Genomic DNA, 23,816 nt, shown 5'->3' with positions numbered 1-23,816 from the left:
GCTCACCTGAGCGAACGGCAGCAGCACTGCGCAGCCGGAAGCGAGGCCGACAGGACGCCGGATCGGGCTCTTGCCCGCACGGACGCAGCCGTGCGGAGGCTGCTCGCCCACCTCCTACGATTGCCCGGTGAATGATCGGCCGCCGACAGGACCGCCCGGCGACGGCGAACACCGCCGACCGCGGCAACGCAGACCGCAACCGCCCGGGCGGCCACCGGCCGACCGCGGCGGGCAACCGCCGCGCGGTGGCGATGCCGAGCCGGAAGGGCGGCACTCCGGTGGGCGCGGTGACCAGGCTCCGGGGCGCTCCGCAGGGCCGCGACCACCTGGCAGGCCCGGGCAGGGCACGGGCGGACAGCGCGCGCCGGAAGCCGGGCGCCGCCCAGGTGCGGAACGGGCAGGAGCGAGCCGCCCCGCGCACGCGCGGTCGGACTCCCCCGCATCCGAGGCCGACAGCAGCACCCAAGCCCAAGCCCAAGCCCCGGCCCACGGCCACGGCCACGGCCACGGCCACGACGCTCCGCCCGCTTCGCGCACGGTCAAACGGGTGCTCGCGATCGCGCTCGTGCCCTTCGCGCTCGCCGCGATCATCGGCGCCGTCGTGCTGTTCCCCTTCGGGCACCAGCAGCGCACCGGCTCCGACCTGGGCCTCGGCGAATACCCGGTGAACGCCGAGGTGGTCTCGGCAGGCGCGAGCGGATGCAGCGCGGGTGATCAAGGCGGCGGCTGCGTGCGGCTGCGGGTCAAGATGCAGGACGGCCCGATGCCCGGCCGCGTCATCGAACAGACCATGCCGACCGACCCGGGCACACCGCGGTTCGCCGTCGGCGACGCGGTGGTGCTCTCCTACGCCGGTGCGAGTCCCGAGGACGAGTCGTCCTACCAGGTCGTCGACTTCCAGCGCGGCAGCCCGCTGCTGGTGCTCGCGGGCGTGTTCGCCGCGGCGGTGCTGGTGCTCGGACGTTGGCAGGGGCTCGCCGCGCTGGGCGCGCTGGCGTTGAGCTTTGTGGTGCTGGTCGGTTTCGTGCTCCCGGCGATCCTGGCCGGGCAGGACCCGCTGCTGGTCGCGGTGGTCGGCGCCGGGCTGATCATGTTCGTGGTGCTGTACCTGACGCACGGGTTCTCCGCGCGGACCTCCACCGCGGTGCTGGGGACGCTGGTGAGCCTGGCGCTGATCGGCGGACTCAGCGCCCTGTTCTCCGCGACCACGAGGCTGACCGGGCTGGACGAGAACACCTCGAGCCTCATCGGCGCGCTCGGCGCCCCGATCGACGCGCGCGGACTGCTGCTGGCGGGCATCGTGATCGGCGCGCTCGGCGTGCTCGACGACGTGACCGTCACGCAGACCAGTGCCGTCTACGAGTTGCGGCGGGCGAATCCGGCGATGGGCTGGCGCAGCCTGTACACCGCAGGACTGCGCATCGGCCGCGATCACGTGGCCTCCGCGGTGAACACGCTCGTGCTCGCTTACGCGGGTGCGTCGCTGCCGCTGCTGCTGGCGTATTCGCTGTCCGGGCGCAGCTTCGCCGAGATCGTGAGTTCGCAGGCGGTGGCGCAGGAAGTGGTGCGCACACTGGTCGGCAGCATCGGCCTGATCGCGGCGGTGCCGATCACCACGTTGATCGCGGCGCTGGTCGCCGCGCACGAACCCGGCGCGCCCACGACGGCCCGTGCCGCCGACCGGGTCGGCGAGGCGGCCTCGACCGGCGCCACCCGCACAACGCGCCGCCCAGCCCGAGCGGACGAACCGCTGGACCACCGAGATTCCGTCCACTCAAGACACACGCGCGCTGCCGAGAATCCCGCACGTCGCCCAACAGAGCCAAGATCTCCGGAGTGAACGGCCTGCTCGCCCAATCTAGTGGGACCAGCGGTCCGTTCACTCCGTTCGGAACCGGTTCCTCGCGCGGGTGCGCGCGTCGGCGCTGGCGAAGACGGTCAGTCGAGGGTCGTGACGAAGCGGGCCACGGCGTCGGGATGCAACTTCTGCGCCATCCGGCCCTGCGGCGCCATCGACGCGAGCCGGTACAGCGGCCGGTTCGCGGCACCGTCTCCGCGCGCCTCCGACCGCAACTGCGCCACGAGCAGCTCCGAGAGCACCAGCGCATGCGCCTCCCCGATCGCCGCCAACGTGTCGGCGATGCGCCGCAGCGCGTACACGCCGAGCTCGCGCCCACCGGTCCCCGCGTACATCGCCAACGCGACCGTGATCGCCTTGTCGTTCGGCGGTCCGCTCGCCAACAGGCTCACGGTCCGCATCCCGCGCATGTCGGTGACGACCACGTCCAGCCGTTTCGCCGCGTGCAGATCCACCACCCGGGTGCCGATGGCCCGCATCGACACCCGGCTGCCGCTCATCCAGGCGGTCTTGCGGGACTCGCTGAACGCCAGCAGCAGCAACGGGACCGCGACGACCACCACAGTGATCCCGAACCCGGCCGGACCGGCGAGCAACCCGACGATGCCGCCGAACGCCGCGGCCACCACCAGCGCGGCGATGCAGACGTTGCGGGTGCGCTTGCGGATCGTCGCCCGGTCCAGCAGGTCCAGCTCCACGTGATCCGCGGCCGCGGCCTCGCTCATCGCGAGTTCCCGACGGCGGCGGCGACCTCGCTGTCCGCATCGTCCAGCGCGACCGCCCGCTGTTCACCCGTGCTGAGGTCCTTGAGCTGCGCGGACCCGGCTTCCAGATCCCGCTCGCCGAGCACCAGCGCGAACCGCGCCCCGGACCGGTCGGCCGCCTTCATCGCGCCCTTGAGCCCCTTGCCGCCGTAGGCCAGGTCGGCGCGGATACCGGCGGCCCGCAGACCGCCCGCCACCGCGACCAGCCTGCGCTTGGCCGCCTCCCCCAGCGGCACGCAGTACACGTCGCACCGGGCCTGATCGCCCACCGGCAGGCCCTCGACCTCGCAGGCCAGCACGGTGCGGTCCACCCCGAGCCCGAACCCGACACCGGACAGCGGCGCACCACCGAGCTCGGCCATCAGCCCGTCGTAGCGGCCACCGCCGCCGATGCCGGACTGCGCGCCGAGCCCGTCGTGCACGAACTCGAACGTGGTCTTGGTGTAGTAGTCCAGCCCGCGCACCAGCCGCGGGTTCTCCACGTACGGCACGCCGAGGTCGGCCAGGTGCTGCTTGACCTGCTCGTAGTGCTCCTTCGCCGACGCGGAGAGGTGGTCGGCCATCAGCGGCGCGTCCGCGAGCAGCTCCCGCACCTCGGGCCGCTTGTCGTCGAGCACCCGCAGCGGGTTGATCTCCGCGCGCTGCTGGGTGTCCTCGTCCAGCGCCACGCCGCGCAGGAACTCCTGCAGCTTGGCCCGGTACTCCGGGCGGCAGGTCTCGTCGCCCAGCGAGGTCAGCTCGACGCGGTGCCCGGTCAGCCCGAGCCGCCGGTAGCCCTCGTCGGCGATCGCGATGACCTCGGCGTCCAGCGCCGGGTCGTCCACGCCGATCGCTTCCACGCCGACCTGCTGCAACTGCCGGTACCGCCCGGCCTGCGGCCGCTCGTAGCGGAAGAACGCACCGCTGTAGTGCAGCTTGACCGGCAGCTGGCCGCGGTCCAGGCCGTGCTCGATGACCGAGCGGATCACGCCCGCGGTACCTTCGGGCCGCAGCGTCACCGACCGGCCGCCGCGGTCGGCGAAGGTGTACATCTCCTTGCTGACCACGTCGGTGGATTCGCCGACGCCGCGCGCGAACAGCGCGGTGTCCTCGAACAGCGGCAGTTCGATGTAGCCGTAACCCGCGCGCCGCGCGGAGTCGGACAGCGCCTCGCGCACGGCCAGGAACCCGGCGGACTCGGGCGGGTAGTACTCGGGGATGCCCTTGGGGGCGTTGAAGGTGCTCATCAGCGGTTGTTCGCAGTCCTCGTCGAAGTCACAGGCCGTCGCGCGCCGGAGCGGACAGCTCCAGCAGGAACGGGTTGCTCGCGCGTTCGCGGCCGATGGTCGTGGTGGGTCCGTGGCCCGGCAGGACGACCGTGTCGTCCTGCAGCGGCAGCACCCGCTCGCGCAGGCTGCGCTGCATCGTCGCGTGGTCGCCGCCGGGCAGGTCGGTGCGCCCGATGGCCCCGGCGAACAGGGTGTCCCCGGCCAGCAGCAGCCGGCCGCCCTCTTCCGTGCCGAGGCCGAACAGCACCGACCCGCCGGTATGGCCTGGGCTGTGGGTGACTCCGAAGCTGAGCCCGGCCAGCTGCACGGTCTGCCCGTCCGCCAGCTCGCGGACGTCCTCCGGCGCGGTCAACGGCGGCAGCGCGGCGAACAGCTGCGCGCCCTCCGGGCCCAGCGACGCGGCGGGGTCGGTGAGCATGAACCGGTCCGCAGGGTGCAGCCAGGCGGGCACGTCGTGCGCCCGGCACACCTCGCCGGCGGAGAAGACGTGGTCGAAGTGCCCGTGCGTGAGCAGCACCCCGGCCGGGGTGAGCCGATGCTCGCGCAACTGCTCGTTCAATCCCGCGACCGCTTCCTGGCCGGGGTCGACGATCACGCACTCCGCGTCGTCGCCCGCGGCGAGCAGGTAGCAGTTCGCCTGCAGAGGTCCGGCCGGGAACCCGAGCACCAGCACGAAAACGAGCCCTTCTTCGATCGGTCAGGACGGTGGCCGAGGCCGCGGGCGGGACAGCGCCGGAACCCGCGGACACAGCAGCGGCCACGGCTGCCACCGCGCGCGGATCACCGGCGAGGCGGCGGTCGGCGGCGGAGGGCGCGGACGTGGCCCGTTCAGCCTAGATTATCCTGCCGCACGGTCTGCTCGATCCGGCGAACCGGGCGCCCCATAAACTCAGGCTCGTCCCGATCTCTTCGGACCCCTGGGAGGGAGCAGGTGCCCAGCAACGAGCAACGGCGCCAGACGGCCAAACGCAAGCTCGAGCGCCAGCTGGCGCGGCGAGCCGAGCAGGCCAAACGCCGCCGGGTGATCGCCATCGGTGCAACCGTGGTCGTGGTCGTCCTGGCGGTCGCAGGCGTCTTCTACTTCACCGGCGGCAGCGGTGAGCAGCCCGCCGCCTCGCCCGCGCCGCAGCAGGCACCTGCCGCGGACAAGGCGTGCGCTTACACCCCGAACGGCGAGCCACCGGCCAAACCGGTGCAGCCGCCGCAGCCGCCCGGGCCGGACGCGCCGAAGAAGCAGGCCGTGACGCTGCAGACCAGCCAGGGCGAGATCCCGGTGACGCTGGACTACGGGAAGGCCCCGTGCGCGGCGAACAACTTCGCGCACCTGGCGAAGTCGGACTACTTCGACAACACCGACTGCCACCGGCTGACCAACACCGCGGGCTTGAAGGTGCTGCAATGCGGCGACCCGAGCGGTACTGGCAGCGGCGGCCCCGGCTACTCCTTCCCGGACGAGGTCGGTCCGGACACCAAGTACCCGCGCGGCACGCTAGCGATGGCCAACTCCGGTCCGGACACCAACGGCAGCCAGTTCTTCGTCGTCTACGGCGATTCACAACTGCCACCGAAGTACACCGCGTTCGGCACGGTCGGCGAGCCCGGTCTGCAGACCGTGGACAAGGTCGCGGGCGCCGGTGACGCAAGCGGCACCGGCGACGGCAAGCCGAAGCTGCCCGTGCGCATCGAGGACGCCGCGGTCGCCTGACGCACCTGCAACGACGACGGGCCGCGCCGAAACAGCGCGGCCCGTCTTGCTGTGCGGCCCCTCGCGCTGCGCAGCCCGCTCAGGTCGCCGAAGTGACCCGATAGACGTCGTAGACGCCCTCGATGTTGCGCACCGCCTTGAGCACGTGCCCGAGGTGCTTCGGATCGCCCATCTCGAACGAGAAGCGGCTGACCGCCACCCGGTCCTTGGACGTGGTCACCGAGGCGGAAAGGATGTTCACCCGCTCGTCCGCGAGCACCTTCGTGACGTCGGAAAGCAGCCGGTGCCGATCCAGCGCCTCCACCTGGATCGCGACCAGGAACACCGACGAGGACGACGGCGCCCAGTACACCTCGACCAGCCGCTCCGGCGATTTGCGCAGGTCGTCGGCGTTGGTGCAGTCGGTGCGGTGCACGCTGACCCCGCCGCCGCGGGTGACGAAGCCGAGGATCTCGTCACCGGGCACCGGCGTGCAGCAGCGCGCCAGCTTCGACCACACATCGCCAGCGTCCTTCACGACCACACCGGAGTCGCCGGTGCTGCGGCGGCGCTGCTGCAGGGTGGACGGGGTGGAGCGTTCGGCGATCTCGTCCTCGGCCTGCTCCACGCCGCCGAGCGAGGCGACCAGCCGCTGCACCAGGTGGTGCGCGGAAAGCTGCCGCTCGCCCACCGCGGCGTAGAGCGCGGTGACGTCCACGTAGTGCAGCTCGCGCGCGACCGCGGCGATCGAGTCGGCGGTGACCAGCCGCTGCACCGGGAGGCCGAGACGGCGGATCTCCTTGGCGATCGCGTCCTTGCCGGACTCGATGGCCTCCTCGCGGCGCTCCTTCGCGAACCACTGCTTGATCTTGGTCTTGGCGCGCGGCGATGCGACGAACGACAGCCAGTCCCGGCTCGGGCCGGACCCCTCCGCCTTGGAGGTGAAGATCTCGACGACCTCGCCGTTCTCCAGCTTGCGCTCCAGCGCCACCAGCCTGCCGTTGACCCGCGAACCGATGCAGCGGTGCCCGACCTCGGTGTGCACGGTGTAGGCGAAGTCCACCGGGGTCGACCCGGACGGCAACGTGATCACGTCGCCCTTCGGCGTGAACACGAAGATCTCGCGGGTGGCGAGGTCGTAGCGCAGCGACTCCAGGAACTCGCCCGGGTCGGCGGCCTCCCGCTGCCAGTCCAGCAGCTGGCGCATCCAGGCCATCTCGTCGACCTCGACGGCGCCCTGCACGCCGGTGCCGTTGCGGCCCTTGGTCTCCTTGTAGCGCCAGTGCGCGGCGATCCCGTACTCGGCGGTGCGGTGCATCTCGCGGGTGCGGATCTGCACTTCCAGCGGCTTGCCCTCCGGGCCGATCACCGTGGTGTGCAGCGACTGGTACACCCCGAAGCGGGGCTGGGCGATGTAGTCCTTGAAGCGGCCGGGCATCGGCTGCCACAGCGCGTGCACCACGCCCATCGCCGCGTAGCAGTCGCGCACCTCGTCCACCAGGATGCGCACGCCCACCAGGTCGTGGATGTCGTCGAAGTCGCGGCCCCGCACGATCATCTTCTGGTGGATCGAGTAGTAGTGCTTCGGCCGCCCCTCGACCTTCGCGGCCAGCCGCGCCGCGTCGAGCTGGCCGGAGAGCTCGTCGGTCACGGTGCGCAGGTAGGTGTCCCTGGACGGCGCGCGGTTGGCGACCAGGCGCACGATCTCGTCGTACTTCTTCGGCTGCAGGATGGCGAACGCCAGGTCCTCCAGCTCCCACTTGATCGTGGCCATGCCCAGCCGGTGCGCCAGCGGAGCCAGCACTTCCAGCGTCTCCCGCGCCTTGCGGGCCTGCTTCTCCGGCGGCAGGAAGCGCATCGTGCGCATGTTGTGCAGCCGGTCCGCCAGCTTGATCACCAGCACCCGGGGGTCCCGGGCCATCGCGATGATCATCTTGCGGATGGTCTCGGCCTCCGCGGCCGCGCCGAGCTTGACCTTGTCCAGCTTGGTCACGCCGTCGACCAGGTGCGCCACCTCGTCGCCGAAGTCCGCGCTGAGCCGCTCCACCGAGTAGTCGGTGTCCTCCACGGTGTCGTGCAGCAGCGCCGCGACCAGCGTGGTGGTGTCCATGCCCAGCTCACCGAGGATGGTCGCGACCGCCAGCGGATGCGTGATGTACGGGTCGCCGGACTTCCGGCGCTGCTCGCTGTGCTTGTCCTCGGCGATGTCGTAGGCGCGCTGCAGCAGCGCCAGGTCCGCCTGCGGGTGCAGTTCGCGGTGCACCGCGGCCAGCGGTTCCAGCACCTGCTTTACCTCCGCCGCGCGCTGCGCCGTGATCCGTCTGGCCAAGCGAGCGCGCACTCTGCGAGTGGCCGAGGCAGGGCGGGCCTGCTCGGCCGCAGGGGCAGGAGACTCGACGTCTTGGCTCACCGCGCGCTCCCGGGCATGGAGGGGACAACGTGCACCCGGATCTTGAGGCGGTCACGACCCGGACATCGAGAATAACGCCGTTCGGGCTACGGACCTTCCCAGGGCATCCCCCGAACCGCCGAACGGTCACTCTCGGCTGCGAACCGTCGCCCGGACTTCACCGGGACCGATCAGCCCAGTCCCGCCGGTCACACGGCCAGCAGCGCGTGCACCCCGGCACCGTCGAGCCGTGCGCGGCCGTTCAACGCGGTCAGCTCCAGCACGACCGCCGTGCCCGCCACCTCCGCGCCGGCCCGGCGCAGCAGCTCGCAGGCCGCGTTGAGCGTACCGCCGGTGGCCAGCACGTCGTCCACGACCAGCACCCGCTGCCCGGGGCGCACGGCATCGGCCGGAAGTTCCAGTCCGGCCGAGCCGTACTCCAAGGTGTAGTCGACCCGGTCGGCGACCTCCGGCAGCTTGCCCGGCTTGCGCAGCCCCACCACACCGGTGCCGTGCGCCTGCGCGACGGCCGCGCCCACCAGGAAACCGCGCGCCTCCACGCCCGCGACCAGGTCGAACTCGAATCCGTCGGCGAGCGCGGTGACCACCGCGGACAGCGCGGGACCGTCCGCGAGCAGCGGGCTGATGTCGCGGAACAGCACGCCCGGCTCCGGGAAGTCCGGCACCTCCCGGATCAGCCGCGCCGCGTCCTGCAGCGCCGGGTGAACCACCCGCACGGCATCCTCGGTCATGAACGCCGTCGCTTACCGCTGGGACGGCTGGACTTGCCGCCCGGGCGACGGCGGTTCTGCCCACCGCCACCGGACTTCTTGCCGCTGGGCGTCGGCGCCTTGGCAGCGGCCGTGCTGCTCGCACCGGCCATCTCGCGCTCCTGCAGCGCGGGCTCCTCCGGCTCGTCCGGTTCCTCCTCGCCCGCGGCCTTCGCCGCGGCCTTGCGCCTGCGCTGGAACACCTTCGCCTCGTGCGCGCGGTACTTGCGGTCGCGCATCTTGAAGTCCACCAGCAGCGGCGTGGCCAGGAAGATCGACGAGATCACGCCGGCCAGCATGCCGATCAGCTGCACCAGCGCCAGGTCCCGCAGCACGCCGACGCCGAGCAGCCCGGCGCCGACCACCAGCAGCCCGAGCACCGGCAGCAGCGCGATGATCGAGGTGTTGATGGAGCGCATCAGGGTCTGGTTCACCGCGAGGTTCGCCGCCTCCGGATAGGTCCGGCGGGTCAGCCCGAGCAGGCCGCGGGTGTTCTCCTTGACCTTGTCGAACACCACGACGGTGTCGTAGAGCGAGAAGCCGAGGATGGTCAGCAGACCGATCACCGTGCTCGGCGTGACCTCGAAGCCGATCAGCGAGTACAGCCCGGCGGTCGCCACCACGTCGTGCAGCAGCGCGATCAGCGCCGCCACCGCCATCCACTTCTCGAAGTAGAACGCCAGGAAGACCGTCACCAGCACCAGGAACACGCCGAGCGCGAGCAGCGCCTGCTGGGTGATCTCACCGCCCCAGGTGCCGCTGACCGCGCTGTCGCTGACCGCCTGCGGGCTCGGCTGCCCGTTGTCACCGAGCGGCCGGGTCTGCTCGAACAGGGTCTGCTTGACCGCGGAGACCTGGTCCGGCGAGAGCGACTCGCTGCGCACCTGGATGGACTGGCTGTCGCCCGCACCGACGATCTGCACGGTCTCGGCCGGTCGCCCGACCGCGTCCCGGAAGGCGTCCTGGACCTGGTCCTCGGAGATCGGGCCCTGCGCACCGGCCGCGGGCAGCTGGATCTTGGTGCCGCCCTCGAAGTCGATGCCGAGGTTGAAGCCCTTGAACCCCATGGCGCCGATGCACACCAGCGTCAGCAGGCCCAGCGCGATGTACCAGCGGGAGCGCTTGCCGACGATGTCGAACGCGCCGGTGCCGGTGTAGAGCCGGTGCAGCACGCCCTCGGGACGGGCGACGTCGCTGTTTGTCGACACCGTCAAGCCTCCTTAGCCGTGGAAGCACCCCGGGAGCGGGCGTCGCGCCGCTGCTGCGCGGCCATGCGCTGCACCGCGCCCAGACCGGATACCGAGGGTTTGGACAGGAACTTGTTCTTCGAGGCCATCGCCACCAGCGGATGCGTCACCAGGAACACCACGACCAGGTCCAGCACGGTCGACATGCCGAGGGTGAACGCGAAGCCCTTCACCTGGCCGACCGCCAGCACGTAGAGCACCGCGGCGGACAGGAAGCTCACCGCGTCCGCGGAAAGGATCGTGCGCTTGGCCCTGGTCCACGCGCGCGGCACCGAGGAGCGGAACGTGCGTCCCTCTCTGACCTCGTCCTTTAGTCGTTCGAAGAAGACGATGAACGAGTCGGCCGTGATGCCGATCGCCACGATGAAACCGGCGACACCGGCGAGGTCGAGGGTGAACCCGATCCACCGCCCGAGCAGCACCAGCACCGCGTAGACGATGCCCGCCGACAGCACCAGGGAAAGGATCGTGAGGATCCCCAGCAGCCGGTAGTAGGCCAGGCAGTACACCGCGACCAGCGCCAGGCCGATGCCGCCCGCGATCAGGCCCGCTTCCAGCGAGGCCACGCCGAGCGTCGCCGAGACCGTCTCGGCCTCGGACTGGTCGAAGGCCAGCGGCAGCGAGCCGTACTTGAGCGTGTTGGCCAGGTCGGTCGCGCTCTGCTGGTTGAAGCCGCCGGTAATCTTGGCGTTGCCACCGAGTAGCGCCTGATTGATCCTCGGCGCTTGTACGACTTGGCCGTCGAGCACGAACGCGGCCTGCTGGCCGATGTTGGCGGAGGTGAAGTCCGCCCAGGTCTTGGCGCCATCGCTCTTGAATTGCACCTGGACCGACCATTCCGGCTCCTGGCCCTGCGGATCCGGGGGCTGCGCCGATGCGGTCTCGACTTCCTTGCCCGGCAGGAAGACCGGCTCCAGCACGTACTTCTGCTGCTTCGCCTGGTCGCAGGCCACCAGCGGGAGCGCGGGGTCGTCGTTGCCGCGCAGCGGGTCCTCGGCGTTGCAGTCCAGGCTTTGCAGCGCCTGCATCTGCACGGCCGGGTCGGTGCTCTGCCGGGTGCGCTTGGCCTCCTCGATGGCGGCCTGCTCACCGCCCGGCGGCGGCTGCTGCTGCGCGTGCGCGGCCTGCGGCGTGGTGCCCGCGGGCCCGCCGGGCGGCGGCGCGGGCGTGTTCGGGACCGCCTGCGCGACCTTGCGGAAGTTCAGTTCCGCGGTCTGGCCGAGCTGCTTGGCGTCCTCACCACCGGAGCCCGGCACCGTGATCACCAGGTTCGAGCCGTCCTGGCTGACCTCGGAGCCGCTGATGCCCATGCCGTTGACCCGCGTCTCGATGATCTGGCGGGCCTGGTCCAGGGATTCCTTGGGCGGTGGCTGCCCGGTGGGCGTGCGCGCGGTCAGCGTCACGCGAGTGCCGCCCTGCAGGTCGATGCCCAGCTTCGGCGTCGGCTTCTGGTCCCCGGTCAGGAACACCAGCGAGTACAGCGCGCCGACGACCAGCAAGAAGATGAGTAGATAACGCCCTGGGCGGAGCTGCCCGGCCGGAGGTGCCACGGTGCGTCGGTCTCCTGTCCACGGTCTACGAACACGATCGATTCCGCCGCGCCGCGACGGGACCGATGATCACGGTACGCGCTTTCGAGACGTGCACGCGCACCGATGGAACTGCGTGAATTCCCCGTTCAGTCTGCCAGCCGGGCACCGCGGCGGAGTTCGCCGGGGGCGCGGCGGCACGACGTGCGAAGACGGTTCGCCCACGCCGGTGCGCCGAATTGCTCGTGACTGCCGTGGAATTGCAGTGGCCGGTTCGATCGGCACCGCGCGGGACCGGGTGGGACTTCGAGAAGCCCGCACCCATCCGCAGCGCGCCAGTACCCGCCCGAAGGCGGGTTGCGTGCGTCCCGGCACCGGTGCGCCCGGTGCCGGGCAGCGCCTCAGCTGGTCTTCTGCTTCTCGATCGGCTCGGCGACCTCGGCCCCGGACTCGGTCGTCTTGACCTCGCCGGTCTCGGACTCGGTGGTCTCGGCCTTCGCAGTCTCGGTCTTGGACTCGGTGCTTTCGGCCTCGCCGGTCTTGGCGGCCTTGGACTCCTCGGAAGCCTCCGCGGTGTCGTCCTCGGCCGTGTCCGCGGCGGCCTGCTCGCCGTCGGAGTCCTGCTCGGTGTCGACCTTCTCCCGGATCGCGGCGGACAGCCAGGTGGTGACCACGCCGGGCGAGATCTCCAGGTCCACGCTGTTGTCCGCGGTCGAGACCACGGTGCCGAACAGGCCGGACGTGGTCATCACGCGGTCTCCGGCGGTCAGCGAGTTCTGCAGCTTCTGCTGCTCCTGGTTCGCCTTCTTCTGCCTGCGGATCTGCATGTAGAACATGACCGCGAACAGCACGATCAGCAGGGGCAGCAACAGTTGAGGATCCATCATGCTCCGTTCGGCGGGCGCCGCAGAAACCGCCCGGCCCTCGACCTGGGCGCCCGAATTGTTCGGATGTGCGGTTACCAGTGTGCCAGCCGCGTCGAGCAGGACGCCGCCGCCTGCGGATCGCCGGACTCGACCGACCGCGTGCACGCGGAGCCGCCGAGATGGCGAGCGTTGCGGCAAGCTCCACCGGGGTCGTCAGCGGGCGTGAGCATACCGGTGCCGGGGTGGCAACTTTCACAGCCCGTCGATCTCGGCCGGACGCCGATCAGCGCGCGCTCCCGGCGAACCGGGCAGCGCGATCTCGACGGTCAGCGGTGCCCAGCGACTCGGTTCGCCCAGGAGGTCACCAGGCTATTCCTCGGCGGCGTCGAACAGCGCCGCCTGCGTCTCACCGGGGGCGTTCTGCGGCGGCGTCAGCCCGACGTGCTGCCAGGCCGCGACCGTGGCCATCCGGCCGCGCGGGGTGCGGGCGAGCATTCCGGCACGAACCAGGTACGGCTCGCAGACTTCCTCGACCGTGCTCGGCTCCTCGCCCACCGCGACCGCCAGCGTGGTGACGCCGACCGGTCCGCCGTGGAACGAGCGGACCAAGGCCGAGAGCACGGCGCGGTCGAGCCGGTCCAGGCCGAGTTCGTCGACGTCGTAGACCTCCAGCGCGGCCCGTGCGACTTCGTGCGTCACCGCGCCGTCGGCGCGCACCTCGGCGTAGTCGCGCACCCGGCGCAGCAACCGGTTGGCGATCCTTGGAGTGCCGCGCGAGCGGCCGGCGATCTCGGTGGCACCGTCCGGGCGCAGGTCGATGCCGAGGATCTCGGCGGATCGGCGCACCACCAGATCCAGTTCCTCCGGCGAGTAGAACTCCATGTGCGCGGTGAAGCCGAAGCGGTCGCGCAGCGGGCCGGTCAGCGTGCCGGACCTGGTGGTGGCCCCGACCAGCGTGAACGGAGCGATCTCCAGCGGGATGCTGGTGGCGCCGGGTCCTTTGCCGACCACCACGTCCACCCGGTAGTCCTCCATCGCCAGGTACAGCATCTCCTCGGCGGGCCGGGCGATGCGGTGGATCTCGTCGATGAACAGCACGTCGCCCTCGGCGAGGTTGGACAGCATCGCCGCGAGGTCGCCGGGACGTTCCAGCGCCGGGCCGGAGGTCACCCGGATCGAGGCGTCCAGCTCGCTGGCCATGATCATCGCGAGGCTGGTCTTGCCCAGCCCCGGCGGACCGGAGAACAGCACGTGGTCGGGCTGCTCGCCGCGGTTGATCGCACCGCGCAGCACCAGTTGGAGCTGTTCGCGCACCCGCGGTTGGCCGACGAACTCGTCGAGCTTGCGCGGCCGCAAGGTCGTTTCGAGATCGCGTTCGGTGGGTTCTTGGTGCGGGGTCAGCGGCCCTTCGCCGGGCGCGCTGCCAGGGGTTTCGTCCTCGTGCATCAGTCCGCCCGCACCGTCGGCCGCGGCCGCGCGCCCGGCCCCGGCATCACTTCGGCCCCAGTTCGGCCAGCGCCTTGCGCAGCACCGCCGAGGTGTCGGCGGCGGCGCCGTCCGCGGCGAGCACCGACTCGACGCTCTGGTCCGCCTGCTTGGCCGAGAAGCCGAGCCCGACCAGCGCCTCGGTGACCTCGGAGCGCAATCGGCCCTGCCCGGCACCGCCCGCGTTCTCGGTCGATGCGGGGGCCACCGCGCCCACCTTGTCCCGCAGCTCCAGGACCAGGCGCTCGGCGCTCTTCTTGCCGATGCCCGGGACCTGGGTGAGCACTGTGAGGTTGCCGTCGGCGAGCGCGTCCGAGAGCTGCTCCGGCGACAGCACCGCCAACGCCGCCAGCGCCAGCCGCGGACCGACACCGGACGCGGTCTGCAGCAGCCCGAACAGGTCTCGAGCCTCGGCGTCGGCGAACCCGTACAGCGTCAGCGAGTCCTCCCGCACGATCAGCGAGGTCGACAGCCGCACCTCCTCGCCGCGGCGCAGCCCGGCCAGCGTGGCGGGGGTGGCGTGCACCGCGTAGCCGACGCCGCCGACTTCGACCACGGCGTGGTCCAGCCCGACCGAGAGCACCGGTCCCCGCAGCGAAGCGATCATCCTGTCGGTTCTCCTGTTCCGGCCGCGGAACCTTGCACGTCCCGGGGTTGCTGAAAGTCCTGCTGCTGGTGGAAGTCGTGCTGTTGTTCGGAATCGTGCTGTTGATGGGAGTCCTGCTGCCGCTGGGAGTCCCGGCGGGGCGCGGCGCTCTGGCGGGGTAAGGATTCCCGGCGCTGCTGCGACTCCTGCTGCTGCGACTCCTGAAGCGGCCGGGACTCCTGGTCCGCCGGCGCATCCTGCCCGGACCGGGTCTCGGCCTCCTGCCCCGGCTGCGGCTCGTGTCGTGGCCGGGTCTCCTGGCGCGGCGCAATCGCCTGGCGCTGCTGGGTTTCCCGGCGCTGCTGGGTTTTTTCGCGCTGCTGGGTCTCCCGGCGCTGCTGCGGTTCCTGCCGCGGCTGGGCCTTCCCGCTCCGCTTCGCGTCCTGCAGCCGCCTGCGGTGACCGCGGGCCAGCTCGGCCGCCTTGGCCTCGGCCTGGGCCAGCTTCGCGCTCATCGGCGCCCGCCACAGGTGGCAGACGGCCAGTGCGAGCGCGTCCGCGGCATCAGCGGGCTTGGGCGGCTCGGCCAGTCCGAGGACTTTGGTGACCATGAGCGTGACCTGCCGCTTGTCGGCGCGCCCGGAACCGCTGATCGCGGCCTTCACCTCGCTCGGGGTGTGGAACACGACCGGCAGCCCGCGCCGGGCGGCGGCCAGCGCGATCACTCCGGAGGCCTGCGCGGTGCCCATCACGGTGCGCACGTTGTGCTGGCTGAAGACCCGCTCGATCGCCACCACCTCCGGACGATGCGCGTCGATCCACTCCTCGACGCCCTCGGACACGGTCAGCAGTCGCACCGGAAGTTCGTCCTCCGCCGGGGTGCGCACCACGCCGACCGCGACGCAGGACGCCTTGCGGCTGCGCCCGCCGTCGACCACCCCGACCCCGCACCGGGTCAGCCCGGGGTCGACTCCCAGCACGCGCACGACGCCCTCCTCCGGCACGGCCCGTCAGCAGGCCCGAACCCGTCAGCAGGCCCAGCCCGCCAGCGGGCCCGACCCGCCGGCGAACTCGGCCATCGACACGATCATGAACACTCGTTCGAGACTCTAACGCGTCACGACCGGTTCGCCCGCGTCCGACACACCCGATGATCGCCCTACCGGATGGAACCGGTGGCTCAGGGCCCGTCGGTGCCGGGTGTCCAGGATTCCGGCAGGCCGCTGTCGGTGAGCACGGGCTGGTACTGGGCGAAGCCCTGCGGCGCCTCGTCCTGCCACGGGAACGCGCCGTCCGGCGTCGCGGCGACCAGCTGCAACGCGGGGAAATCCGCGCCGCCGTACACGGTGAAAGCGCTGCCCAGGTACTCCGGGTAGTGCACCTTGGCGACCCGCTCGAAGGTCACCGGGCAGCCCTCCAGGAACCCGGCGTAGAGCTTCCCCGGCACGAACCGCTCGCGGGCGGCGACCCGCTGCACGTAGTTGTTCACCACCGCGTGCGCGACTTCGCGCGGCAGGCCGATCACGACGACCTCGGGCTTGCCGAAACGCCGCCACGCGCCGACGGAGAAGGCGTGCGACGCCCCTCTTTCGTCGGCCGCCACGTGCAGCACCGCGGCGCCGTGCTGCTCCGCGGTGTCCACCAACCACCTGCGCAGCTGATCATCAGTTTCGACCACGGCGGCCATTCTGCCGACTACCACCCGTCCGAGGGAGCCCCTGGGGGCGACCTTGACCGAACGCGCACGAGCCGCTGTGCCGCGTCACCGATCAGCGAAGTACGTCCTGAACCAGCGCCGAGGACCGCCGGAGAGCCGAGCGCCCTCCAGCGGCCGCAACCGGGTCAGCCGACCTCGGCCATCACCTCGTCCGACGCGTCGAAGTTCGCGTAGACGTTCTGCACGTCGTCGCAGTCCTCCAACGCATCGATCAGCTTGAAGACCTTCCGCGCGCCTTCGGCGTCCAGCGGCACGTTGACCGATGCCAGGAAGCTCAGCTCCGAGGAGTCGTACTCGATCTCGGCTGCCTGCACCGCCTTGCGCACCTCGACCAGGTCGGTCGGCTGGCACAGCACCTCGTAGCTCTCGCCGAGGTCGTTGACCTCCTCGGCGCCCGCCTCCAGCACCGCGCCCAGCACGTCGTCCTCGGTCAGGCCGTTCTTCGGCACGATCAGCACGCCGCGGCGGGAGAACAGGTACGACACCGAGCCTGCGTCGGCCATCGAACCGCCGTTGCGGTTCATCGCGGTGCGCACATCGCCCGCCGCGCGGTTCTTGTTGTCGGTGAGGCACTCGACCAGCACCGCCACCCCGTTCGGGCCGTAGCCCTCGTACATCAGGGTCTGCCAGTCGGCACCACCCGCTTCTTCGCCCGCTCCGCGCTTGCGCGCGCGCTCGATGTTGTCGGTGGGCACCGAGTTCTTGCGGGCCTTCTGCATGGCGTCGTAGAGGGTCGGATTGCCCTCCGGGTCACCCCCGCCGGTCCGCGCGGCGACCTCCACGTTCTTGATCAGCTTCGCGAAAAGCTTGCCGCGCTTGGCGTCGACGGCGGCCTTCTTGTGCTTTGTGGTCGCCCACTTGGAGTGGCCGCTCATCGTTTCCTCCGTCTTTCCACGACCGCGCGGGCGGACGACGAGCCTCAGCCCGCGCGAACGGTCTGCACGAAATGCCGGTGCACGCGCTCGTCGCCGCGGACCAGCTCCGGGTGGAAGCTGGTGGCGAGCACGCGCCCCTGCTGAACCGCGACGATCCTACCGGCGGCACCGGCAACGCCCGAGCCGTGCGGGGTGATCTCGGCGAGCACGTCCACCGCTCGGCCGACCCGCTCCACCCATGGGGCGCGGATGAACACCGCGTGGACCGGCCCGTCCACGCCGGTGAAGGCCAGTTCCGCTTCGAACGAATCGACCTGCCGCCCGAAGGCGTTGCGCCGCACCGCGACGTCCAGCGCACCGAACGGCGTGACCGCCGGATCCTTCCCGGAGTCCGCGCCCGGGTCGAGGACTTCGCCCGCCAGCAGCACCATTCCCGCGCACGAGCCGTAGGCGGGAAGACCGGCCGCCAAGCGTTCCCGCAGCGGATCGAACAGTTCAAAGGTGTGCAACAACCTGCTCATGGTGGTGGATTCCCCGCCGGGCAACACCACGCCGTGCACGTCGTCGAGCTCTTCGGGCCTGCGGATCGGCTTGGCCACCGCGCCGCTGCGGTCCAGCGCCGCCAGGTGCTCGGCGACGCCGCCTTGCAAGGCGAGGACGCCGATCACCGGCGAGGCGCCGGACGTGCTATCGCACCCGGGCATCGCGCTGTCTCCGTTCCTAGGTGATCACTCGACCGGGCCGCTCACCAGCCGCGCTGCGCGTAGTGCTCGCCTTCGGGCAACGAATCGACGTTCAGCCCGACCATCGCCTCGCCGAGCCCGCGCGAGACCTTGGCGACCACGTCCGGGTCGTCGTAGAAGGTGCAGGCCTTGACGATCGCCTCGGCCCGCTTGGCCGGGTCGCCGGACTTGAAGATCCCGGAGCCGACGAACACGCCTTCCGCGCCGAGCTGGCGCATCATCGCCGCGTCGGCCGGGGTCGCGATGCCACCGGCGGTGAACAGCACCACCGGCAGCTTGCCCGCCGCGGCCACCTCCTGGACCAGCGCGAACGGCGCACGCAGCTCCTTCGCGGCCTCGTGCAGCTCCGCGGCGTCGAGCTGCGTCAACCGGCGGATCTCGGCGCGGATGGAGCGCATGTGCCGGGTGGCCTCGACGACGTTGCCGGTGCCGGCCTCACCCTTGGAACGGATCATCGCCGCACCTTCGGACAGCCGCCGCAGCGCCTCGCCGAGGTTGGTCGCGCCGCACACGAACGGCACGGTGAACTGCTGCTTGTCGATGTGCAGCGCCTCGTCGGCCGGGGTCAGCACCTCGGACTCGTCGATGTAGTCCACGCCCAGCGACTGCAGCACCTGGGCTTCCACGAAGTGCCCGATGCGGGCCTTGGCCATCACCGGGATGGAGACGGACTCGACGATGCCTTGGATCATGTCCGGGTCGGACATCCGGGCGACACCACCCTGGGCCCGGATGTCGGCGGGCACCCGCTCCAGGGCCATGACGGCCACGGCACCCGCGGCTTCGGCGATCTTCGCCTGCTCCGGGGTCACCACGTCCATGATCACCCCGCCTTTGAGCATCTCGGCCATGCCCCGCTTCACGCCTTCGGTGCCGGTGGCCTGCGCGGTGGCTGCGGTGTCGGTCAACGTGTTCCTTCCCTAGTGGTTGCGGGGTTCGGGCGAGCCGCGATGGCCGGAAGCCCGCACGGCCGTCCCCGGTCCGACGGTAGGCGGCAACTGGACCTTTCCCACGGTCCACTAATGGCCTTTCCCAGTAGTCCACTTCTCCCCGGCCGGGGCATCGCCGGTGGTGAGCGACCTTGCACGCGCCCTCACTCGGGTGTGTGATCGGAGACACATACCCGAGTCGTGAGGGGGCAGCGATGAGCAGCAAGCAGAGCGCCGCGGGAGTGCAGGCCGCACCGGCTCCCACCGATCCCGCTTCGATCCGCAACGTGGTGCTGGTCGGCCCGTCCGCATCCGGCAAGACCACGCTGGCCGAAGCGCTGCTGGCGCACACCGGCACGATCGGGCGCAACGGCTCGGTAGTGGAGGGCACCACGGTCTGCGACCACGACAGCGCGGCCATCGAGCAGCAGCGTTCGGTGGCCTTGTCGGTCGCGCCCGCGCAACACGGCGAATGCAAGATCAACTTCATCGATACGCCCGGTTACGCGGATTTCGTCGGCGAGCTGCGGGCCGGGTTGCGCGCCGCCGACGCGGCATTGTTCGTGATCGCCGCCGCGGAGGGGGTCGATGCGGCGACCAGAGCGATCTGGCACGAGTGCGCGCAGGTCGAGATGCCGCGCGCCGTGGTGCTGTCCCGGCTGGACCAGCACCGCGCCGACGCCGAGGCCGCGCTGGAGTCCTGCCGGGAAGCGTTCGGGGCCGGTGTGCTGCCGCTGTACCTGCCGCTGCGCGGTGCGGACGGCTCGGCCACCGGCCTGACCGGCGTGCTCACCGGGACGACGTCCGGCACCGGCTCGCCCCGGGAAGTCGAGCGGGAGCGGGCCGAGCTGATCGAGGCGATCATCGCCGAGAGCGAGGACGAGTCGCTGATGGAGCGCTACCTCGAAGGCGAGCACATCGACGAGCCCACGCTGATCGCGGACTTGGAGGCCGCGGTCTCCCGCGGCGGCCTGCACCCGGTGCTGCCGGTGTGCACCGCGACGGGAGTCGGTCTGCCGGAGCTGCTGGACGGCATCGTGCGCGGGTTCCCCTCTCCGCTCGAACACCCTCCCCCGGAGTTCACCGACCCGCGCGGGGCCCATCCGCGGCGGCTCGGACCGGACCCGTCCGGACCGCTGGCCGCCGAGGTCGTGCACACCGCGGTGGACGCCTACGTGGGCCGCGTGTCGCTGGCGCGGGTCTTCTCCGGCACGTTGCTCGCGGAACGGCCGGTGCACGTTTCCGGGCACGGCATGGCCGAGCGCGGCCACCCGGACCACGACGAGGACGAGCGGGTTGCGCACGTGTATTCGCCGCTGGGCTCGGGATTGCGCGAAGTGCCGCGGTGCGTGGCGGGTGATCTGTGCGCGTTGACGAAGGTCGGCTCGGCCGAAACGGGCGACACGCTGTCGGATCCGGCCGACCCGTTGCTGATGTCGCCGTGGCCGATGCCGGAACCACTGCTGCCCGTCGCGGTCACCGCACGCACCCGCAACGACGAGAATGCCTTGGCGCGCAACCTGAATCGGCTCGTCGCCGCGGACCCGAGCCTGCGCTTGGAGCGCGACACCGAAACGCACCAACTGGTGCTGTGGTGCATGGGCGAGGCGCACGCGGACGTGATGCTGCAACGGCTGCGCGAAGGCGGCGCGGAGGTCGACACCGAACCGGTGCGGGTGGCGCTGCGGCAGACCTTCGGGCAGGCGGCGAAGGGCCACGGCAAGCACGTGAAGCAGTCCGGCGGGCACGGCCAGTACGCGGTGTGCGACATCGAGGTCGAGCCGTTGCCGCGCGGCTCCGGCATCGAGTTCCTGGACCGCGTCGTGGGCGGTGCGATCCCCAAGCAGTTCATCACCAGCGTGGAGAAGGGCGTTCGCGCGCAGGTCGAGCGCGGGTTGGAAGAGGGCCGCCCGCTGGTCGACCTGCGGATCACGCTCGTCGACGGCAAAGCGCACAGCGTGGATTCCTCCGACGCCGCGTTCCAGACCGCCGGTTCGCTGGCGCTGCGCGCCGCCGCCGAGCAGGCCGGACTGGTCACGCTGGAGCCGGTGGACGCGGTCGCGGTCTACATCCCGGACGACCACTTGGGCGCGATCCTCGGCGATCTGTCCAGCCGCCGCGGGAAGGTCGTCGGCACCGAGCCGGAGGACACCGGCTGGACCGTGGTGCACGCGCACGTCCCGTCCAGCGAGCTGACCCGCTACACCATCAACGTCCGCTCGCTGAGTTCCGGCAGCGCGTCGTTCACCCGCCACTTCGAACGCTACGACCCGATGCCGACGCCTTGATCGGCGCGCGAGCACGCCCGGCGAATCGTGCGAGGTGCTAGTCCGCCGGATCGTCGGTTTCGGCTGTTTCCGCTGCTTCGGCGGGAGACGGCTCCGAACGGTCCGCGGCCGGTTGGACGTTGAGCTGGATCCGCGGATTGCCGGTGTAAGCGCGAGTCTGCTCCGGAGTCAGGTGGTCGGCGATCAAGCCCCACGGGACCTTGCCGCCAGCGGACGGGTAGCGCATCCAGACGGCGTACTCGCCGGCTTCGGTGAGCGGGAAGGTCACCGGCGGGGCGCTCGCGGCCGCGGTCTCCGACTCGGTTTTGGACCGGGTCTCGGCCTCGGCGATGTCCAGGTCCCAGAGCGCGGTCTTGCGCAGCACCTCGGCCGCCTCGGCGTCGATCCCGGACGCGAGCGGGAACCAGTCGAACGCTCCGTTCGCCCACGCCCAGATGTGCACGTCGAAACGCACGTCGTCCTGCACGGCCATTGAGCTGCCCACCTCCGGATCGCCGCTGCTGAAACCGGTGCGAGCCTACGACAGCGAACCCAGGAACCTCCCCCAGGCCGACCGGCCGAACAGCAACGCGCGAACGGCACTTCACGTGGTCCGGCAGCGAAGAAACTGGAGCGCGAGGGCGAGGTTCAAGCGCGCGCGGCGATGGCGAGGCGCTGCACGACCGTGACGATCGAGAGCACCGCCAGCGCCCACACCGCGATGTCGAGCACGTACGGCACGCCAAGGCCGTGCAGTCCGGTGCCGATCAGGACGAACAGGAACCGCTCCGCCCGCTCGGCCAGCCCGCCGTTCGCGCGCAGCCCGTTCGCCTCCGCGCGGGCCTTCACGTACGAGATCACCTGCGCGCACACCAGGCACAGCAGCAGCCCCGCTCCGAGCGGCCGGTCGCCGTCGACCACCAGCGCCCACCACACCAGCGAGCCGAACAGCGCTCCGTCGGCGATCCGGTCGCAGCTGGCGTCGAGCACGCCGCCGAAGGTGCTGGCCTTGCCGCCCGCGCGGGCCATCGCGCCGTCGAGCACGTCGAACAGCAGGAACACCGCGACCACGACGGTTCCGAGGAACAACCGGCCGCGGGGGAAGAACCACAGCGCGGAAGCGACGCTGGCGGAAGTCCCCAGCACCGTCACGACGTTCGGCGAGAGCCCCAGCCGGACGAGCCCGGCGCCGACCGGATCAGTCCACCGGGAAACCGAGCTCCGCGCGAATATGTTGAGCATCGCCTGTACTGCCGCTGCCTCGTCCACCGTGTCCATCGCACCGCCTGGTGCACTCCGAGATTAGCCGCCTTGATCGCAGCGGCGCGCAACCAGGCGGCCGCAGCGGCACCCGAAGTGATCGGCCGCACACCGGGAATGCCCGGGCCGCCATCGGCGTTGGGCCAACCGGAACGTACTCCGGATCCCCCCGAGGAGGACTCATGAGCTCTGCCGCCCAGATCCCCGGCTACGCCGTCGGCACCTACGACATCGACAGCGTGCACTCCGACGTCGAGTTCGCGCTGCGCCATCTCGGCGTCGGCCGGTCCCGCGGCCGGTTCGACGGCTTCCGCGGCGAGATCGTCATCGCGGAGAACCCGCTGGACTCCACGGTGACCGCGGACATCGACCCCGCCACGATCAACACCGGCAACGCCGACCGCGACGCGCACGTGCGCGGCAGCGACTTCCTCGACGTCGAAACCCACCCGAAGGCCGGGTTCCGCTCCACCGGCATCCGCCAGGACGGCGACGAGTACATCATCGACGGTGAGTTCACCCTGCACGGCGTGACCAAGCCGGTCGCGCTGCAGGCCGAGCTGGGCGGGTTCACCGACGACGGCCAGGGCGGGACGCTGCTGGGCATCTCGGCGGCCACCACGATCAACCGCACCGACTTCGGCGTCGGCCCGGAAGGCGGCGCCATGCTGGGCGAGAAGGTCAAGATCACCCTGGAGATCGAGGCCAACCTCCGCTCCCAGTGAGCGGAAACCGCGGCGGCCGAGAACGCGGGGTGCGCTCTCGGCCGCCGCGAGCACCCGATGTCCGGTTCTGAACAGATTTGCCCGATTCTCAACAGATCGCCCGGTTCTGAACAGATTTGGAGTGCTTAGTGAGCAGGACAGTCCTCGTGACCGGTGGTGGTAGCGGACTGGGGCGCGCCATCGCGGCACGATTCGTCCAGGACTCCGACCGCGTCTACATCACCGGGCGCCGGACCGAGGTGCTGGAGCGCACCGCCCGCGAGCTCGGCGGCGATGCGCACGCGCTGCCGTGCGACGGGATCGACCCGGACGCCGTCGAAAGCGCGGTGGCGCGCATCGACGGCGAAGTGGACGTGCTGGTCAACAACGCGGGCGGGAACACCGACTTCCGCGAGCCGGCGGGCGGCGGGCTGAAGGGCAGCCTGCACCGCTGGCGGGCCAACATCGACGCGAACCTCATCACCGCTGCGCTGATGACCGAGGCCTGCGACGACAAGCTCGCGAGCGGTGGCGCCGTGGTGCACATCGGGTCGGTCGGAGCCGATCAGGGCAGCGGTGCGTACGGCAGCGCCAAGGCGGCGCTGGCGTCCTACAGCGTCGGCCTGTCCAAGCAGCTCGGGCCGCGCGACATCACGTCCAACGTGGTGGCTCCCGGGTACATCCCGGACACCGAGTTCTTCGGCAGCGGGGTCTCGCAGGAGCGCCACGACCACCTCATCTCGCTGACCGCGCTGGGACGGCACGGCTTTCCGGACGAGATCGCCGGGGCGGTGCACTTCCTCGCGTCCGCGGATGCGCGGTTCATCACCGGCCAGGTCATCAATCCGAACGGCGGCGCCCGCACCACGCGCTGA

General features: G+C 71.1%; 21 protein-coding genes and 1 pseudogene. 5 read left to right on the top strand and 17 right to left on the bottom strand.

The genetic code is table 11. From position 1 onward, the window contains the following. Positions 1-547 precede the first annotated feature (547 nt). Positions 548-1,840, top strand: a complete 1,293-nt coding sequence (locus V1457_RS17090; protein ID WP_307849994.1) for a YibE/F family protein — start codon at positions 548-550, stop codon at positions 1,838-1,840. Positions 1,841-1,938: 98 nt separating this feature from the next. Here V1457_RS17090 and V1457_RS17085 read toward each other — a convergent pair whose 3' ends face one another. Genes V1457_RS17085 through V1457_RS17075 form a run of 3 tightly spaced genes read right to left on the bottom strand, consistent with a single transcriptional unit; the run spans position 1,939 to position 4,563 of the window. Continuing rightward, on the bottom strand, positions 1,939-2,583 hold the full coding sequence (locus V1457_RS17085) for a hypothetical protein (RefSeq protein WP_338595564.1): 645 nt from the start codon (positions 2,581-2,583) through the stop codon (positions 1,939-1,941). Beyond that, positions 2,580-3,848, bottom strand: coding sequence for a histidine--tRNA ligase (hisS, locus tag V1457_RS17080; protein ID WP_200069832.1), 1,269 nt, complete (start codon positions 3,846-3,848; stop codon positions 2,580-2,582). The genes V1457_RS17085 and hisS overlap by 4 nt, the downstream gene beginning before the upstream one ends. Before the next feature lie 28 nt (positions 3,849-3,876). Next, entirely contained in the window at positions 3,877-4,563 is a 687-nt protein-coding gene (locus V1457_RS17075) for an MBL fold metallo-hydrolase (protein ID WP_338595562.1), read from the bottom strand. Positions 4,564-4,821: 258 nt separating this feature from the next. Between V1457_RS17075 and V1457_RS17070 the strand changes: the two genes are divergently transcribed. After that, positions 4,822-5,595 carry a peptidylprolyl isomerase gene (locus tag V1457_RS17070; protein WP_200069834.1) on the top strand — a complete coding sequence of 258 codons (774 nt, stop codon included), beginning with the start codon at positions 4,822-4,824 and terminating at the stop codon, positions 5,593-5,595. 79 nt (positions 5,596-5,674) lie between these two features. On the opposite strand, the gene V1457_RS17065 is transcribed toward V1457_RS17070, so the two are convergent. From V1457_RS17065 to pdxS, 12 genes and pseudogenes are all read right to left on the bottom strand, one after another. Beyond that, positions 5,675-7,984: a bifunctional (p)ppGpp synthetase/guanosine-3',5'-bis(diphosphate) 3'-pyrophosphohydrolase gene (locus V1457_RS17065; RefSeq protein ID WP_200069835.1), complete on the bottom strand. Its 2,310-nt coding sequence runs from the start codon at positions 7,982-7,984 to the stop codon at positions 5,675-5,677. A gap of 188 nt (positions 7,985-8,172) precedes the next feature. Further along, positions 8,173-8,715, bottom strand: coding sequence for an adenine phosphoribosyltransferase (locus V1457_RS17060; RefSeq protein ID WP_200069836.1), 543 nt, complete (start codon positions 8,713-8,715; stop codon positions 8,173-8,175). Then, positions 8,712-9,947, bottom strand: a complete 1,236-nt coding sequence (secF, locus tag V1457_RS17055) for a protein translocase subunit SecF (RefSeq protein ID WP_295142964.1) — start codon at positions 9,945-9,947, stop codon at positions 8,712-8,714. The genes V1457_RS17060 and secF overlap by 4 nt, the downstream gene beginning before the upstream one ends. Next, positions 9,944-11,530 carry a protein translocase subunit SecD gene (secD, locus tag V1457_RS17050; RefSeq protein ID WP_200069838.1) on the bottom strand — a complete coding sequence of 529 codons (1,587 nt, stop codon included), beginning with the start codon at positions 11,528-11,530 and terminating at the stop codon, positions 9,944-9,946. The genes secF and secD overlap by 4 nt, the downstream gene beginning before the upstream one ends. A gap of 380 nt (positions 11,531-11,910) precedes the next feature. After that, on the bottom strand, positions 11,911-12,393 hold the full coding sequence (gene yajC, locus V1457_RS17045; protein ID WP_338595557.1) for a preprotein translocase subunit YajC: 483 nt from the start codon (positions 12,391-12,393) through the stop codon (positions 11,911-11,913). A 351-nt stretch (positions 12,394-12,744) separates the two neighbouring features. Continuing rightward, complete coding sequence (gene ruvB, locus V1457_RS17040; RefSeq protein ID WP_200069840.1) at positions 12,745-13,821, bottom strand: Holliday junction branch migration DNA helicase RuvB; 1,077 nt, start codon at positions 13,819-13,821, stop codon at positions 12,745-12,747. Positions 13,822-13,867: 46 nt separating this feature from the next. After that, complete coding sequence (gene ruvA / locus V1457_RS17035) at positions 13,868-14,467, bottom strand: Holliday junction branch migration protein RuvA (protein ID WP_338595555.1); 600 nt, start codon at positions 14,465-14,467, stop codon at positions 13,868-13,870. 407 nt (positions 14,468-14,874) lie between these two features. Then, positions 14,875-15,432, bottom strand: a pseudogene (ruvC, locus tag V1457_RS17030) (crossover junction endodeoxyribonuclease RuvC); the annotation flags it as partial. A gap of 194 nt (positions 15,433-15,626) precedes the next feature. Continuing rightward, the gene (locus tag V1457_RS17025) at positions 15,627-16,133 is read right to left on the bottom strand and encodes a DUF4262 domain-containing protein (RefSeq protein WP_200069933.1); all 507 of its coding nucleotides are present in this window, start codon (positions 16,131-16,133) and stop codon (positions 15,627-15,629) included. A gap of 155 nt (positions 16,134-16,288) precedes the next feature. Further along, the gene (locus tag V1457_RS17020; protein ID WP_200069842.1) at positions 16,289-17,038 is read right to left on the bottom strand and encodes a YebC/PmpR family DNA-binding transcriptional regulator; all 750 of its coding nucleotides are present in this window, start codon (positions 17,036-17,038) and stop codon (positions 16,289-16,291) included. Positions 17,039-17,082: 44 nt separating this feature from the next. Next, positions 17,083-17,742: a pyridoxal 5'-phosphate synthase glutaminase subunit PdxT gene (pdxT, locus tag V1457_RS17015; RefSeq protein ID WP_338595553.1), complete on the bottom strand. Its 660-nt coding sequence runs from the start codon at positions 17,740-17,742 to the stop codon at positions 17,083-17,085. 41 nt (positions 17,743-17,783) lie between these two features. Continuing rightward, entirely contained in the window at positions 17,784-18,689 is a 906-nt protein-coding gene (pdxS, locus tag V1457_RS17010; RefSeq protein WP_200069844.1) for a pyridoxal 5'-phosphate synthase lyase subunit PdxS, read from the bottom strand. 236 nt (positions 18,690-18,925) lie between these two features. Here pdxS and V1457_RS17005 point away from each other — a divergent pair, with 236 nt between their 5' ends. After that, positions 18,926-20,998 carry an elongation factor G-like protein EF-G2 gene (locus V1457_RS17005; protein WP_338595551.1) on the top strand — a complete coding sequence of 691 codons (2,073 nt, stop codon included), beginning with the start codon at positions 18,926-18,928 and terminating at the stop codon, positions 20,996-20,998. A 37-nt stretch (positions 20,999-21,035) separates the two neighbouring features. Here the strand turns inward: V1457_RS17005 and V1457_RS17000 are convergent, their stop codons facing one another. Both V1457_RS17000 and pgsA read right to left on the bottom strand, forming a co-directional pair. Continuing rightward, on the bottom strand, positions 21,036-21,470 hold the full coding sequence (locus tag V1457_RS17000) for a hypothetical protein (protein WP_295145706.1): 435 nt from the start codon (positions 21,468-21,470) through the stop codon (positions 21,036-21,038). 155 nt (positions 21,471-21,625) lie between these two features. Beyond that, positions 21,626-22,219: a phosphatidylinositol phosphate synthase gene (pgsA, locus tag V1457_RS16995; protein ID WP_338605012.1), complete on the bottom strand. Its 594-nt coding sequence runs from the start codon at positions 22,217-22,219 to the stop codon at positions 21,626-21,628. Between the two features lie 200 nt (positions 22,220-22,419). On the opposite strand from pgsA, the gene V1457_RS16990 reads away from it, so the two are divergent. Both V1457_RS16990 and V1457_RS16985 read left to right on the top strand, forming a co-directional pair. Continuing rightward, positions 22,420-22,962 (top strand): YceI family protein, encoded by a 543-nt coding sequence (locus V1457_RS16990; RefSeq protein WP_200069847.1) that lies wholly within the window; start codon positions 22,420-22,422, stop codon positions 22,960-22,962. Positions 22,963-23,090: 128 nt separating this feature from the next. Continuing rightward, entirely contained in the window at positions 23,091-23,816 is a 726-nt protein-coding gene (locus tag V1457_RS16985) for an SDR family NAD(P)-dependent oxidoreductase (RefSeq protein WP_200069848.1), read from the top strand.

Source organism: Saccharopolyspora sp. SCSIO 74807 (assembly GCF_037023755.1).
In the GTDB taxonomy this organism is placed as follows: domain Bacteria; phylum Actinomycetota; class Actinomycetes; order Mycobacteriales; family Pseudonocardiaceae; genus Saccharopolyspora_C; species Saccharopolyspora_C galaxeae.
This window is presented reverse-complemented; position numbering and strand designations above follow the sequence as displayed.